This window comes from Klebsiella sp. MPUS7 (assembly GCF_009905335.1).
Taxonomy (GTDB): domain Bacteria; phylum Pseudomonadota; class Gammaproteobacteria; order Enterobacterales; family Enterobacteriaceae; genus Klebsiella; species Klebsiella grimontii.
Genome location: NZ_CP047604.1, coordinates 4,254,413 through 4,267,667, shown reverse-complemented (window position 1 = coordinate 4,267,667; position 13,255 = coordinate 4,254,413). Strand labels below are relative to the sequence as shown.

Sequence of the window (13,255 nt, the reverse complement as noted above, 5' to 3'; positions counted from 1 at the left end):
GTATGGCGAGTATAAGTGTTAAAAGGTGCCCCTTCATATAAATACACAGGGGATCGACGTGAAAGACGCGTCAACGTCGTCGGAGACCGTAGAGGAAAGCGGCCCGACGCTGCACCGCGGTTTACAGAACCGACATATCCAACTTATCGCCCTTGGCGGCGCCATCGGTACCGGCCTGTTTCTCGGCATCGGGCCAGCGATTCAAATGGCGGGACCGGCGGTCCTGCTCGGCTATGCCGTCGCCGGCATCGTCGCCTTTTTGATCATGCGCCAGCTTGGCGAAATGGTCGTTGAAGAGCCGGTTTCTGGCTCCTTTGCCCACTTTGCCTATAAATACTGGGGCCCGTTTGCCGGTTTTCTTTCCGGCTGGAACTACTGGGTAATGTTCGTGCTGGTGGGGATGGCGGAGCTGACCGCCGCCGGCATCTATATGCAGTACTGGCTGCCGGACGTGCCGACGTGGATCTGGGCCGCCGCTTTCTTCCTCATTATCAACGCCGTGAACCTCGTAAACGTTCGCCTTTACGGCGAAGCGGAGTTCTGGTTCGCGCTGATTAAGGTGCTGGCGATTATCGGCATGATTGGCTTTGGCCTGTGGATGCTGTTCGGCGGCCACGGCGGCAGTAAAGCGGGAATCGATAACCTGTGGAAACACGGCGGTTTCTTCGCCACCGGCTGGCACGGCCTGATTATGTCGCTGGCGGTCATTATGTTCTCCTTCGGCGGACTGGAGCTTATTGGCATTACTGCCGCAGAAGCGCAGAACCCGGAAAAGAGCATCCCGAAAGCGGTTAACCAGGTGGTATACCGTATTCTGCTGTTTTATATCGGTTCGCTGGTGGTTCTGCTGGCGCTCTATCCGTGGGTGGAAATCCAATCCGATAGCAGCCCGTTCGTGATGATCTTCCATAATCTTGACAGCAACGTGGTGGCTTCTGCGCTGAACTTTGTGATTCTGGTGGCTTCATTGTCGGTTTATAACAGCGGCGTGTACTCCAACAGCCGGATGCTGTTTGGACTGTCGGTGCAGGGCAACGCGCCGAAGTTTCTCGCCCGCGTCAGCAAGCGCGGCGTGCCGGTCAACTCCCTGCTGCTTTCCGGGATTATTACCTCCCTGGTGGTGGTGCTTAACTATCTGCTGCCGCAGAAAGCCCTCGGCCTGCTGATGGCGCTGGTGGTGGCGACGCTGCTGCTGAACTGGATCATGATCTGCCTGGCGCACCTGAAATTCCGCGCCGCCCAACGGCGCAAGGGGCGCGAGCCGAAGTTTAAAGCTCTGCTGTCGCCCGCCAGTAACTATATCTGTATCGCCTTTCTGGCGCTGATCCTGGTGCTGATGTGCACCATCGACGGGATGCGTCTGTCGGCGATTCTGCTGCCGGTGTGGATCCTGTTCCTGTTTGCGGCCTTTAAAACCCTGCGCCGGACGGCGTAGCGCGCGATCGCCCCGCCGTCCGGCGGGGTATCTTCCACTTTTATTGTGATCTTCTTCGCGCTTAGCGTATTTTGCTCGCGATCTTCTTTTTGTAATCGATTACTTTTTATTTGAGCGTATTTGTAATCGATTACTTTTTTGAGGGCGGTCGAAATGGTCACAACAACCGAAGGTCGTGAAAGTCCCCGCGTAGCCCACCGTTTTCTGGTGCCGCGGCTGTCGTTAATGATGTTTATGCAGTTCTTTATCTGGGGTAGCTGGTCGGTGACGCTGGGGCTGGTGATGACCCGCTATGAGATGTCGCTGCTGATCGGCGATGCTTTCTCCGCCGGGCCGATTGCGTCTATTCTCTCGCCGTTTGTGCTGGGCATGCTGGTCGATCGTTTTTTCGCTTCGCAGAAGGTGATGGCGGTGATGCATCTGGCCGGCGCGGTGATTCTATGGTTTGTCCCGCAGGCGCTGGTGGCGCAAAACGGCGCGCTGCTGATTGGCCTGCTGTTCGGCTATACCCTGTGCTATATGCCGACGCTGGCGCTGACCAATAACATCGCTTTCCATAGCCTGGCGAACGTCGATAAAACCTTCCCGGTGGTGCGCGTCTTCGGCACCATCGGCTGGATCATCGCCGGTATCTTTATCGGCGTGACGGGGATTTCCGATACCACAGGAATTTTCTCTGTTGCGGCGCTCTGTTCGGTGGCGCTGGCCGTTTATAGCCTGACGCTGCCGCACACGCCGGCCCCGGCGAAAGGGACCCCGGTTCAGTTTCGCGACCTGCTGTGCGCCGACGCCTTCGCGCTGCTGAAAACGCGTCACTTCCTGATTTTCTCCCTCTGCGCGACGCTGATTTCGATTCCGCTGGGGACCTACTACGCCTACACCGCGTCTTATCTTGCGGATGCCGGTATCGCGGACGTCAGCACCGCAATGTCTTTCGGTCAGATGTCAGAAATCTTCTTTATGCTGGTGATCCCGCTGCTGTTCCGCCGTCTCGGGGTGAAATACATGCTGCTGATCGGCATGGCGGCGTGGTTTGTACGCTATGCCTTCTTTGCGCTGGGCGTCAGCGAAGAGGGACGGTTCCTGCTTTATCTCGGCATCCTGCTGCACGGCGTCTGCTACGACTTTTTCTTTGTTGTCGGCTTTATCTATACCGATCGCGTGGCCGGTGAAAAGGTGAAGGGCCAGGCGCAGAGCATGATTGTGATGTTCACCTACGGTATCGGCATGCTGTTGGGATCGCAGATTTCCGGCGCGCTGTATAACCACCTGGTGGCAGGCCAGAGCGTACCGCAGGCGTGGGTCGCCTTCTGGTGGATCCCGGCGGTGGCCGCAGCGGTCATCGCCCTGATTTTCCTTTTCTCTTTCCAGTACAACGAGAAAGAGTCGCGTTAATTTTTCAGGAGGTGGTATGAAAACAATCAAGGGGCCGGGCATTTTTCTGGCGCAGTTTATCGGTTCGCAGGCGCCGTTTAATACCCTGGAGGGCCTGGCGCAGTGGGCTGCCGGTTTGGGCTATCAGGCATTACAGATCCCCTGCAACCATCCGGCGATTTTCGATGTTGAACGCGCCGCCGCCAGCCAGACCTACTGCGATGAGGTGAGCGGCAAGCTGGCGGAGCATGGCCTGGCGATCGGCGAGCTGTCCACCCATCTTGAGGGTCAGCTGGTGGCCGTTCACCCGGCTTATGATACGGCCTTTGACGCCTTTGCGCCCGCCGCGCTGCGCGGTAACCCGCAGGCGCGCCAGCAGTGGGCGGTAGAGAAAGTGCGCCAGGCGGCGGTGGCCTCTGCGCGTCTGGGGCTGAAAGCGCATGCCACCTTTTCCGGGGCGCTGGCGTGGCCTTATTTTTATCCGTGGCCGCCGCATAATCAGCCGCTTCTCGATGAGGCCTTTGATGAGCTGGCCCGGCGCTGGCGGCCGCTGCTGGACGTTTTCGACGAACAGGGCGTGGATCTCTGCTACGAAATCCATCCCGGCGAAGATCTGCATGATGGCGTCACCTTTGAGCGTTTTCTGCAGCGCCTCGATAACCACCCGCGCTGCAACATACTCTATGATCCCAGCCACCTTCATCTTCAGCAGATGGATTACCTGGCCTTTATCGATATCTACCACGCGCGAATCAAAGCGTTTCACGTCAAAGACGCCGAATTCCGCCGCGACGGGCGCAGCGGGGTCTACGGCGGCTATCAGAACTGGCCGCAGCGGGCGGGGCGCTTTCGTTCGCTGGGCGACGGGCAGATCGATTTCAAAACGATTTTCAGCAAGCTCACCGAGTATGATTTTGACGGCTGGGCGGTGCTGGAGTGGGAGTGCTGCCTGAAGGACGCGGAGGTTGGCGCGCGCGAAGGCAGCGAGTTTATCCGCCGCCATATCATCCCGGTCTCCGGGCGGGCGTTTGATGATTTCGCCGCGGGCAAGGAGGGGAGAGAATGATCCAGGTCGGCATTATTGGTTCCGGGTTTATCGGGCCGGCGCACCTGGAGGCGCTGCGCCGGGTGGGGGATATCGAGGTGGTGGCGCTGTGCGACGGTAGCCTCGAGATGGCGCAGCAGAAGGCGCGTCAGCTCAACGTGGCGCACGCCTACGGCAGCGTCGAGGCTCTGCTGGCCCACCCCGGATTGCAGGTGGTGCATAACTGTACGCCGAACCACCTGCACGCGCGGATTAACCGCCAGATCCTCTCCGCCGGTCTGCACGTTTTTTCAGAAAAACCGCTCTGCATGACCGCGGAAGAAGCGCGTGAGCTGGTGGCGCTGGCGGAGGATGCCGGCGTGGTCCACGGGGTTAGCTTTGTCTATCGCCAGTTCGCCATGGTGCAGCAGGCGGCGGCGATGGTGCGCAACGGCGACGTCGGGAGGCTGTTTGCGGCGCATGGCAGCTATTTGCAGGACTGGATGCTGCTGGAAACCGACTATAACTGGCGGGTTGATTCAGCGCAGGGCGGCGCCTCGCGGGCGGTGGCCGACATTGGCTCCCACTGGTGCGATACGGTGCAGTTTATGACCGGTCGCCGCATTGTCGAGGTGATGGCGGATCTCTCTATCGTCTGGCCGACGCGTAAGGCGCCCGTCGCCGGGGATGCGACCTTTAGCCAGCATCGCGATAATGGCGCGTATGAGGCGCGGCCCGTCGACACCGAAGATTTGGGGTCGGTACTGTTCCGTTTTGATGACGGCAGTAAGGGCTGTTTTACCGTTTCGCAGGTCAGCGCCGGGAGAAAAAATGGCCTGACGGTAGAGATCAACGGCAGTAACTGTTCGCTGGCATGGGAGCAGGAGGTGCCGCAGCGGCTGTGGGTAGGTCATCGCCAGCAGCCAAACCAGCTGCTGAGCGACGATCCGAGCCTGATGCTCGGCGAGGCCGCCGCCAGCGCCCATTTCCCCGGCGGGCATAACGAAGGCTGGCCCGATGCGTTTAAAAATATGATGCTCAGCTTTTATCAGGCGGTGCGCGCCGGTGAGATGCCGCCGGCGTCGTCGCGGCGTTTCGCCTCGTTCTATGAGGGGGCGGACGTGATGTACATCGTTGATGCGATAGTGAAAAGCCATCAGCAGCAGCGCTGGGTGCAGGTGGAAAGATAAGCAGAAGGCGCGGTGCGCATTTCGCGCACCCGCTGTGTTATTTCACGCCAAAATAGCCGTCGAGATAGGTCCCGGCCAGTTCATTACCAAACAGCACGGCGTCTTTATTTTCCATCTCGTTGTCCCATTTATCGCTGGCGTTACCGTTGAACGCGTGCTGGGTTTTTGTGCCCTGCGCCACCTGCTGCCTGATGGCGTCGGCAGTACGGCGGGCGTCGCTTTCGCTCATCCCCGATTTTCTGTCCTGCTGGCCGCGGGCATAGATTTCAGTAAAGTTCGGCAGATTTAAGCGGTAGTTTTCCTGACGGTTAGTGGCGAAGTTACCGCCGACGAAATCGCTGCGGTGTGAAATAAAGTAGTAAGCGTGGCGTTCCGGTGAAGATTTTGAGGAGGTACAGCCGGAAAGGGCGGCGAGCGAACAGCCGAGCGCGATAAGCGCTATTTTGAGTTTCATTGATATCATCATCCATAATTATTAGAACAGGTATACCGATCATTCGGCGACAGAACAAAACGGTTAATTATAGATGTACGGTAGCACCTGAAGACCCATGAATCCAAGGGTCTTCAGGCAGCATTTTTTAGATCTGCGCCAGCCCGCCATCAACGTAGATTTCGGCGGCGTTAATAAAGCTCGCGTCGTCTGACGCCAGAAAAGCGACGGTTTTAGCGACCTCCTCGGGCTCGCCAATGCGGCCCAGCGGGACGTCGGCGGCCAGCATATCGAAGAGCCCCTGACGCTGCTCTTCTGCGACAAGTCCTCCCAGGCCGGGCGTACGGACGGGTCCCGGGCTGACCACATTCACGCGGATACCGCGATCCTTGAGATCCAGCGCCCATGAGCGTGCCAGATTACGCACGGCGGCCTTACTGGCGCTGTACACGCTGAAGTTCGCGGTGCCTTTCACCGCCGCGGTCGAGCCGGTAAGGATGATGGAAGCCCCCAGGGTCAACAGCGGCAAGGACTTCTGGACGGTGAACAGCACGCCGCGCACGTTGGTAGCGAAAATGCGATCGAAGTGCTCTTCCGTTATGGCGCCCAGCGGCATCATATCGCCGCCGCCCGCATTGGCAAAAAGCACATCCAGTCGCCCTGATTCGCTGGCAATGGTCGAAAACACCCTATCGAGGTCGCTTAATATCGAGGCATCGGCGCGGATCCCGCTGGCGGCGGGACCGATTAACGCGACCGCCGCATCAAGCTCTTCCTGACGGCGACCGGTGATATAGACCGTCGCTCCCTGCAAGGCCAGCTCCCGGGCTGATGCCAGGCCGATGCCCGAGGTGCCGCCGGTGACTAACGCGATTTTTGCCGAAAGTTTTTTACTCATGATGCACTTCCTTAACTAAAGTATGAATATGCCAATTGAGTCATCCACTTACCGTGACCACCTGGCGACTGAGTACGGGAGTCACTCTACCGTCAGCCACGGATGCAAAAAACGGAGTAATGTGAAAAACACTCTTCACGCCGGTGAATAATCAGCGACTGCTATCAGGAACAGCGAATAATGGATCGGTTTTCAGCCCTTAAAGTTTTTACGCGCGTTGTTGAAGCCAACAGCTTTACTCGGGCCGCAGACTCCCTGAATATGCCCAATGCCACCCTTAGTAAAGCGATTCAACAGCTTGAATCGCATCTGGGCGTGTGCTTGCTACAGCGCACGACCCGGCGCATTACCGTCACGCCGGAAGGGCGCGAGTACTATGAAAAAGCGGTGCGGATTCTGAAAGAGCTGGATGAGGTGGATGCCTCATTTCGCGCTTCCCGCAATAAGCCAAAGGGCCATCTGCGCGTCGCGGTAGGCGGATCCACCGCTCGCGATGTGCGGATCCCGCTGTTGGCTGATTTTATGGCGACTTATCCGGATATCCGCATCGATCTGGCGGTCGCTGACAGCCCATCTGACCTTATCAGCGGCAATATCGACTGCGCGATCAGAGGCGGGCCGCTGGACGACTCGACGCTGATCGCGCGCAAAATCGGCGAAGCGACGATCGTGACCTGCGCCACGCCGGGCTATTTCAGGCTTTATGGTGTTCCCGCGTATCCCGATGAGCTGAAGAACGGACATCGGCTGGTCAGCTATTTATCTCCCGCCAGCGGAAGAGCCTTCCCGTTCCGCTTTCTGGCTAACGGCATCGCGCAAGAGATTAAAACGGAACATCACCTTGGCATAAATGAGAGCAACGCGCATATTGCGGCTGCGGAGGCTGGGCTGGGTATTGTGCAGACCTTCTCATATTCGCTGAGAAATGCGCTGGCGAACGGATTACTGGTGGAAATATTGAACAAATGGCGTCCGGCTCCTTATCCCTTTCACGTGGTTTATGCGCAGAATCGCCATGTCACATCCCGGCTGCGCGTATTTATCGACTGGCTGGCGGAGACATTCCCGGCGGCGGTGAATGGGTCATTGCCCACAAGAAGCAAAGAATGATGATAGCCTGCGAATTTTATGTATTGCGTGATGATAAATTTAGTCACAAAAAAATATTATGCTCGCTTCGACTAAGGAAATCAGGTCAGATATGTTTTGATATATAGAATATGATATAGTTAAATTATAGGAGATTCTATTAAAATATTTAATAAGATCTGTTAACGTTATTTTCCCTAAGGTCTGGAAGTATAAATTAGTCTTTTGTTTTCTATGTTTATAGTAAATATAATAGCAGCAGGAATTTTTGTTTATAGTATGTTTGATATTCCGTCTGTATCTTTTCGAAAATATTTTTAGCCACTCAAGAGGTAAGCGTAATGCCGGCAGGTGACCATGAGATTAAATGTATGGCGTGTGGTTTAAACTGCCCTATTGAAGCAGAAGATAAAATTGAACGTTCGCATTGTGGAGAGAGGAAATTTTCTGTATGGCCAGATAAAAACTATTTTTTCAAACGTGCGGTAAATGATCTTGTATTTCGTGAAATTACCTGTTTCCTGCCTGAAGGAATGGTGGTAGTGGATTTCTCTCTCGACAATATTTTGTATTTTCTGCATGAGGGATGGGCTGAAAAATTGCATGAGACCGGGCTGAAAGTTATTTTGCTCGCGGATAAGAGCATGCTACCCATGGCTAATTTTTGGATGTTGCGTTCCGGATTATTATGGTCGGTGGTAGAGGTCAACGATGGCTTAACCAGCTTAATCAAGAAAATAAAACGCATCATGCTGGGGCGAAATCTTCGCTGCCGGCGCACACCGTCGTTGACGGAGCATGAAATGAAGACGCTGCGCCTGCTGGCGGACGGGCACTCCAGTCAGGATATCGCCCGCATCATGGCGTGTGATACCCGCAGCGTCTACCGCTTTCAATACTCTTTATGCAAAAAGTTTGGCGGGCTCAACCGCCTGCGCGAGCTGCGCTTCAGGCATAATATCCCCGCTCTGGATTAGCGGCGGTTAGCCCGGCGAATTCATAAAACAGCCCTTTCCTAACTGATGATAGCGGCCTAATGCGACAATGTATTTCCTGTTGCTAGTCTTCGCCTCGGGGCCGGTCCAGCTTTCCCCTGGCAGCATGTAAAATTGCGTTGAACTTTCATCATCACCATTGCATCCTTTCTGGATAACAACTCTAAAAAAGGTGTTACCGGTATTTTTAATGGTGCCTGTGGCTTCATTAATTTCATACTGGAATCGCGTCTTACGCGGGCGCACGATGAGAATTGTGCTCATCGATACCGAAGGGACAACATTCAGTTTTTTCTGATCCTGACGCCAGGGGAAAACCGTGACGGGCGTCTCCTTAAAGATCACCCGATAATAGCGCTCAACGTCATCTTTAGGCCCACGGTAATAGAGCTTAAAATATTCCTGACCTTTGGCCTGCACGGTGAACTGCAGCGGCGACCAGACCAGATCTTTATCCTGACCAGGCACCGGTCGCTCATTACCGTTGCCCGGCCGGGAGATTTTGTAAGCCGAAATGGTATATAAGTTAGTGCTTTTTGTATCGTTGACCAGCGGCCGGGAGATAAAATCTTTGCTGGCATCCATATCATAAATGATGGAATCAAAGTACACCGCGGAAGCGGGCTGAATACACAGCCCGCATAATCCGATGACAAGGATTTTTTGCATCACACCCCCCGGTCCACGCCGACCCACGTGGCGGTCACTTTTACATCGCCGGTGGCGCTGACGGTCCCCATCCAGTCATGACCATTGGTGGTGAATTGTGAATGTGGGTCATCCATCGGAAACAGCAGTTTCAGCGTGGTGGTAAAAAAGAAACCGTCGTTGACGTTGGCGTTCCAGGCCGTCTGTACCCAAACGGCGTTGGTCATATCGACAGGCGCTTCGCCGCAGCTGTTGCGGACTTTTACCGCTTTACCGGTAGCGGATGTCCATTCGAGGTAGGCCGGGACCGGTACTTTTAGCGTCTCGTCCGCTGAGGTAAACAGGCAGAACGGCAAGCCATACATGTTGACGGAGTCGCCAATCACCTGGGCGGTAATACTGTCGGCCTGACGCGACGCGGAGGTGGTGACTTTATACTCAAAGGTGATGGGCTCTTCGCTACCGATTTTGCCGGATGCTTTGGGATGAGAAGTCCCGTCGCTGGCGACAATGCTAATCCCGTATTCCCGTGGGATGATGTTAATTAATGTTGATGGCGTGAACTGATAATAACCCGATTGTGGCGTGACGGAGTTATCAAAATAGAAGGTAAACAGAGCATCCTTGTTGGTTAAATCCGTTCCTGCCTTGAGGACTTTTTGGAAAAAGGCGTTGGACAGGAATACGTAAACGTACTCGCCTGACGGTTTGAAAACCTTGTTATAGGTGCTGACCGTACCAAAATTGGTCCAGCTTGCCCCATCACCGCTGTACTTTACGTCAGACGTAGAAGGAGAAAATCCCAGCATCGCCGTGTCGATCACCATCCGGAAATCAAGTAAGGTGGTGAGAGTTTTAGTCTCCTGAAAACTGTAAGACACCATTTTACAGATGATCCCCGAAGCACTCCCGACCACACCCATTTGACACAAATCAGAGCCGAGGTTAACGCTTGGCGTGCCATCGCTGGCAATCCACACTTCTGCCAGAGCACCGGTACTGTTTAACTTCAGATGCGAGACCTTTTCGAGGTTGAACGTGTAGTAGCGCCATGTTCCCCCGCTGGGGAGGTCTTTACAGCGAACGCCGGAGGCAAAGTCATAATCGGTATTGGAATTCATGTAGCAAAGATTAAGCTGCAAAGAATCGATGGTCCCCACCGGCCGATCGCGAAAATACTCATAGGCCGACTGGCTCAGCGCTCCGGCGCCGTAATAACCGTTTGCTACGGTGTTGCCGGACATCGCATGATAGTAGCCGTCTTTATCGATGACATCGGGAGAAATATAGCCAGACGCCGGGCAGCTTGAGCCCGTAGACATGCAGCGGATCCCGAGAAATGGCTGGTTAATGGGCGAATTCTCGATCCACAGGTCGAAGTAGCGGTTGGCGTAAGCCCAGCCGATGTAGGTTATATATCCCAGGCTACGCTGGTTAGTCGGATATTTTGTCCAGACGTTGGCTCCGGTGAAGCGCGGGTCGAGGGAGCTGGTGGTGATGAAATATTCGTCATCAACATCATTGTCGATAAACATATAGGAGTTACTGCCGCTTCCGCTGTTACTGGGGGTGAGCGCCATAGCCGGCGCAGCCAGCAGCCAGCCGGCCAGCAGCATGATGCTCTGGGGTTTAATAGACATTCTTAACATCTCCAGTCACTGATGCCGTTTGTTGTTGGATCTCACAAGGAATCTCCCCGACCCAGACAGCGCCTTTCGCTTCACTCAGATCCAGATCCACTTCGCAAATGCCGCCGAATTTATCCACCAGGGTAATCACTGGATAACGCTTATCGACGTCCATGGCGAACTCACCGAGTTCGTCGGTTCGGGTTTTACCAATGTGGTTATGAATATCGGCGTTGGCGTAGTAACCGCCGCGACGGTCTTTCACCCGGCCAAATACGGTGACCAGCTGTTTGACCTCCGGGTTAAGCACGCTGACGTTGCCGGGATAGAGCACGACTTTGTTACGTCGGCCGGTCACGATATCGACGCTGTCTTCCGAATTCTTGTCGTTCATCAGCTCCACCTGATATTCCGAGTAGGGCGGAAGACTGATGAAGTTGCTTTTGCCGGTCAGCGGGTAGTTCTGGCCGTTGATCTGCGCCATCATCCTGCCTTTGCCGCTGAAGTTGGTGTTGACCACCAGGCCCGCGGTTTGCGTGCCTTTGCCGACATAGACATTTTTTTCCGTCCAGGCCACGCTGCCCTGCGAACTCAGGCTGTAGTTTGAACTGTGCTGCGATGAGCGGCTAACGGAGACGGTGCCAGCGTTATATTTGGTGTCATAGCTAACGTAACCATTGGCGGCGTAATCGTCGGAACGGTAGCGGCTATCGTCATTTTTATTCTGTTTAATCTGCTTCGAAACCGATGCCCCTACCTGAGTAATGGCGCTGTTGTCAAAGCTTTTGCGCAGCGTGGCGTTCGCCAGCATGTTTCCGTTCTGGCTGGACACCCCGGTGCTGAGCCAGGTAGAGAAGGGGATAGAGACGTCAATATTGACGTACTTATCGCGCAGATTTTCATGGTTGTTGTACTGATAGTTCTGAATACCGGCGCGTAGCGTGACGGTTGCGTAGCGATTAGCTAACAGCGATTGATCGTAATCGACGTTGGTATAGGTGCTCCCGGTATATTTGTTATTGGTGCGGCTGACGCTCAGCGTACCGAGGAACGGCGCGATTTTGCGCAGGTTAGCGTTGGCGCCGACGGTCACGTAGTCGTTTTGCTGCATCGGTAGCGCGTTACCGATGGAACTGTACTGGCGCGACCCCCACAGGTTGCCATACCCGTCCGGTAAACTCATGTTGAAGGTGGAGGTACTCTGCCAGCTGCCGTCGGTAGCGAGCAGCCCCTGCTGGTTAAAGCTGAACGCGTTGTTGAAAATCACGTTCGCTTCCGTTTCATTGACGCCGTTATTGTCAAAACCGTAGAGCGTGGTTTTCAGATTCACGCCGGAAAGCCAGGGTTGGCTGGTTGCAGCGGCGACCCCGGCTATCCACGTATTCCGTGTGCCATAATTGATGTTGTATTTATGGCGATAGTCCATCTTGTTGTATTCGAGGCTGCCCGCGAAAGTTTGCCACGAGAGATCGCCGGTCACGCTCGATTTCCGGGCGAACGTTTTATTGATGTTCGCCGTCCGGCTGCTGACCACGCGCCCGTTAACGACCACCTGTATATCAACGTTGTAGATGCCAAACGGCAGGCGTGACGTATCGAGCTCGTAGCTACCCATCGAGAAGTTTTGAATGCTGAGTAGTTTGCCGTCACGATAAACGTGCACTTCGCCGGCGGCCGGCAGGAACACCGTTACGGGCACCAGAGCAAGCGTATTGTCCTGCGTTTGGGAACTGCTTTTATTGCCATAGCTGATGCCGTAAATGCGGCTGGAGTTCAGGGCGCTCATGCTGGCGATCGATTGCAGATTCCAGGTATCCACCATCCCCATTGCGAAGCGGCGTCCCTGATAGTCACGTTCGTACATCGAGCGATACAGTTTACCCTGCTGGTTGCCGGTACCAATCCCGTAGAGGGAACCGTTAAAATTCAGATGATGCTCCCGCAGCGACCAGGTATTGTCCAGCGTCAGATAGCTGCTGGCGCTATCGGTATTCTCATATTTGTTGTAATAGCTCCCCATCGAGTAATTCAGCACGCTCGAGAGATTCTGGGCAGTGGATTCCCCAAGCATATTGGTACGCGGCAAAATAGCGGCCTGCATGGCTGCCCGGTTAACCGTCAGCTCAAGATAAAAGGAACGCGTATCGAGTGAGAGAGAGGCGTCTTTGTTGATATAAACGCGCTGACCGTCGCCGATGCTTTTGTCCTGCATGTCGTTGAGCAATGATTTTATCTGAGGTGATAATTCGGTTCGTTCCGGCAGATCGCTGAGCGCGATCTGGTTCAGGCGAAACTCATTATCCTTGATGGTAAGGATGGCATCAGCGATTTTTTGCTGGCTGCGTTGGGTACTATTATCGCCTTCATAACGAATAAAAACAGGGACCGACATGCCCTGATATAACGCGTTAGCAAATACCGAAGGAATAACATAGTTACTGACTTTAACTGGCGCTGTGGCATTAGCTGCCCAACCCTGGTTTACCGTAATCAATAACCCAGCGAACAACGTCCCTTTGACATAACCAAGATTATCCATAA

10 protein-coding genes and 1 pseudogene are annotated in these 13,255 nt (G+C 54.7%); 6 read left to right on the top strand and 5 right to left on the bottom strand.

From position 1 onward, the window contains the following. The first annotated feature begins 58 nt into the window (after window positions 1–58). The 4 genes from pheP to GUC22_RS19940 all read left to right on the top strand — a co-directional run bounded on the left by pheP (window position 59) and on the right by GUC22_RS19940 (window position 5,023). Window positions 59–1,435: a phenylalanine transporter gene (gene pheP, locus GUC22_RS19955; protein WP_024358888.1), complete on the top strand. Its 1,377-nt coding sequence runs from the start codon at window positions 59–61 to the stop codon at window positions 1,433–1,435. A 153-nt stretch (window positions 1,436–1,588) separates the two neighbouring features. Beyond that, entirely contained in the window at window positions 1,589–2,830 is a 1,242-nt protein-coding gene (locus GUC22_RS19950) for an MFS transporter (protein WP_004135314.1), read from the top strand. A 16-nt stretch (window positions 2,831–2,846) separates the two neighbouring features. Next, window positions 2,847–3,875 carry a sugar phosphate isomerase/epimerase family protein gene (locus tag GUC22_RS19945; protein WP_024358887.1) on the top strand — a complete coding sequence of 343 codons (1,029 nt, stop codon included), beginning with the start codon at window positions 2,847–2,849 and terminating at the stop codon, window positions 3,873–3,875. Next, the gene (locus GUC22_RS19940; protein WP_024358886.1) at window positions 3,872–5,023 is read left to right on the top strand and encodes a Gfo/Idh/MocA family protein; all 1,152 of its coding nucleotides are present in this window, start codon (window positions 3,872–3,874) and stop codon (window positions 5,021–5,023) included. Before GUC22_RS19945 ends, GUC22_RS19940 begins: the two co-directional genes overlap by 4 nt. Before the next feature lie 37 nt (window positions 5,024–5,060). On the opposite strand, the gene GUC22_RS19935 is transcribed toward GUC22_RS19940, so the two are convergent. Together GUC22_RS19935 and GUC22_RS19930 are read right to left on the bottom strand one after the other, a co-directional pair. Next, on the bottom strand, window positions 5,061–5,477 hold the full coding sequence (locus tag GUC22_RS19935; RefSeq protein ID WP_004135319.1) for an Exc2 family lipoprotein: 417 nt from the start codon (window positions 5,475–5,477) through the stop codon (window positions 5,061–5,063). A 127-nt stretch (window positions 5,478–5,604) separates the two neighbouring features. Then, window positions 5,605–6,354 (bottom strand): SDR family NAD(P)-dependent oxidoreductase, encoded by a 750-nt coding sequence (locus GUC22_RS19930; RefSeq protein WP_004135321.1) that lies wholly within the window; start codon window positions 6,352–6,354, stop codon window positions 5,605–5,607. Window positions 6,355–6,534: 180 nt separating this feature from the next. Here GUC22_RS19930 and GUC22_RS19925 point away from each other — a divergent pair, with 180 nt between their 5' ends. Further along, complete coding sequence (locus tag GUC22_RS19925) at window positions 6,535–7,464, top strand: LysR family transcriptional regulator (RefSeq protein WP_160183739.1); 930 nt, start codon at window positions 6,535–6,537, stop codon at window positions 7,462–7,464. A 258-nt stretch (window positions 7,465–7,722) separates the two neighbouring features. After that, window positions 7,723–8,420, top strand: a pseudogene (locus tag GUC22_RS19920) (helix-turn-helix transcriptional regulator). Window positions 8,421–8,426: 6 nt separating this feature from the next. On the opposite strand, the gene GUC22_RS19915 reads toward GUC22_RS19920, so the two are convergent. Genes GUC22_RS19915 through GUC22_RS19905 form a run of 3 tightly spaced genes read right to left on the bottom strand, consistent with a single transcriptional unit; the run spans window position 8,427 to window position 13,253 of the window. Beyond that, the gene (locus GUC22_RS19915) at window positions 8,427–9,110 is read right to left on the bottom strand and encodes a fimbria/pilus periplasmic chaperone (protein ID WP_177343043.1); all 684 of its coding nucleotides are present in this window, start codon (window positions 9,108–9,110) and stop codon (window positions 8,427–8,429) included. Next, on the bottom strand, window positions 9,107–10,726 hold the full coding sequence (locus tag GUC22_RS19910) for a hypothetical protein (RefSeq protein ID WP_024358882.1): 1,620 nt from the start codon (window positions 10,724–10,726) through the stop codon (window positions 9,107–9,109). Before GUC22_RS19910 ends, GUC22_RS19915 begins: the two co-directional genes overlap by 4 nt. After that, window positions 10,716–13,253: a TcfC E-set like domain-containing protein gene (locus GUC22_RS19905; RefSeq protein ID WP_160183737.1), complete on the bottom strand. Its 2,538-nt coding sequence runs from the start codon at window positions 13,251–13,253 to the stop codon at window positions 10,716–10,718. The genes GUC22_RS19910 and GUC22_RS19905 overlap by 11 nt, the downstream gene beginning before the upstream one ends. Window positions 13,254–13,255: the final 2 nt, after the last annotated feature.

Bases quoted from the DNA above. Each gene is read 5' to 3' on its own strand.
- GUC22_RS19940 (WP_024358886.1), top strand. From the start codon at position 3,872: ATGATCCAGGTCGGCATTATTGGTTCCGGGTTTATCGGGCCGGCGCAC.
- GUC22_RS19930 (WP_004135321.1), bottom strand. From the start codon at position 6,354: ATGAGTAAAAAACTTTCGGCAAAAATCGCGTTAGTCACCGGCGGCACC.
- GUC22_RS19950 (WP_004135314.1), top strand. From the start codon at position 1,589: ATGGTCACAACAACCGAAGGTCGTGAAAGTCCCCGCGTAGCCCACCGT.
- GUC22_RS19905 (WP_160183737.1), bottom strand. From the start codon at position 13,253: ATGGATAATCTTGGTTATGTCAAAGGGACGTTGTTCGCTGGGTTATTG.
- GUC22_RS19945 (WP_024358887.1), top strand. From the start codon at position 2,847: ATGAAAACAATCAAGGGGCCGGGCATTTTTCTGGCGCAGTTTATCGGT.
- GUC22_RS19925 (WP_160183739.1), top strand. From the start codon at position 6,535: ATGGATCGGTTTTCAGCCCTTAAAGTTTTTACGCGCGTTGTTGAAGCC.
- GUC22_RS19910 (WP_024358882.1), bottom strand. From the start codon at position 10,726: ATGTCTATTAAACCCCAGAGCATCATGCTGCTGGCCGGCTGGCTGCTG.
- GUC22_RS19935 (WP_004135319.1), bottom strand. From the start codon at position 5,477: ATGAAACTCAAAATAGCGCTTATCGCGCTCGGCTGTTCGCTCGCCGCC.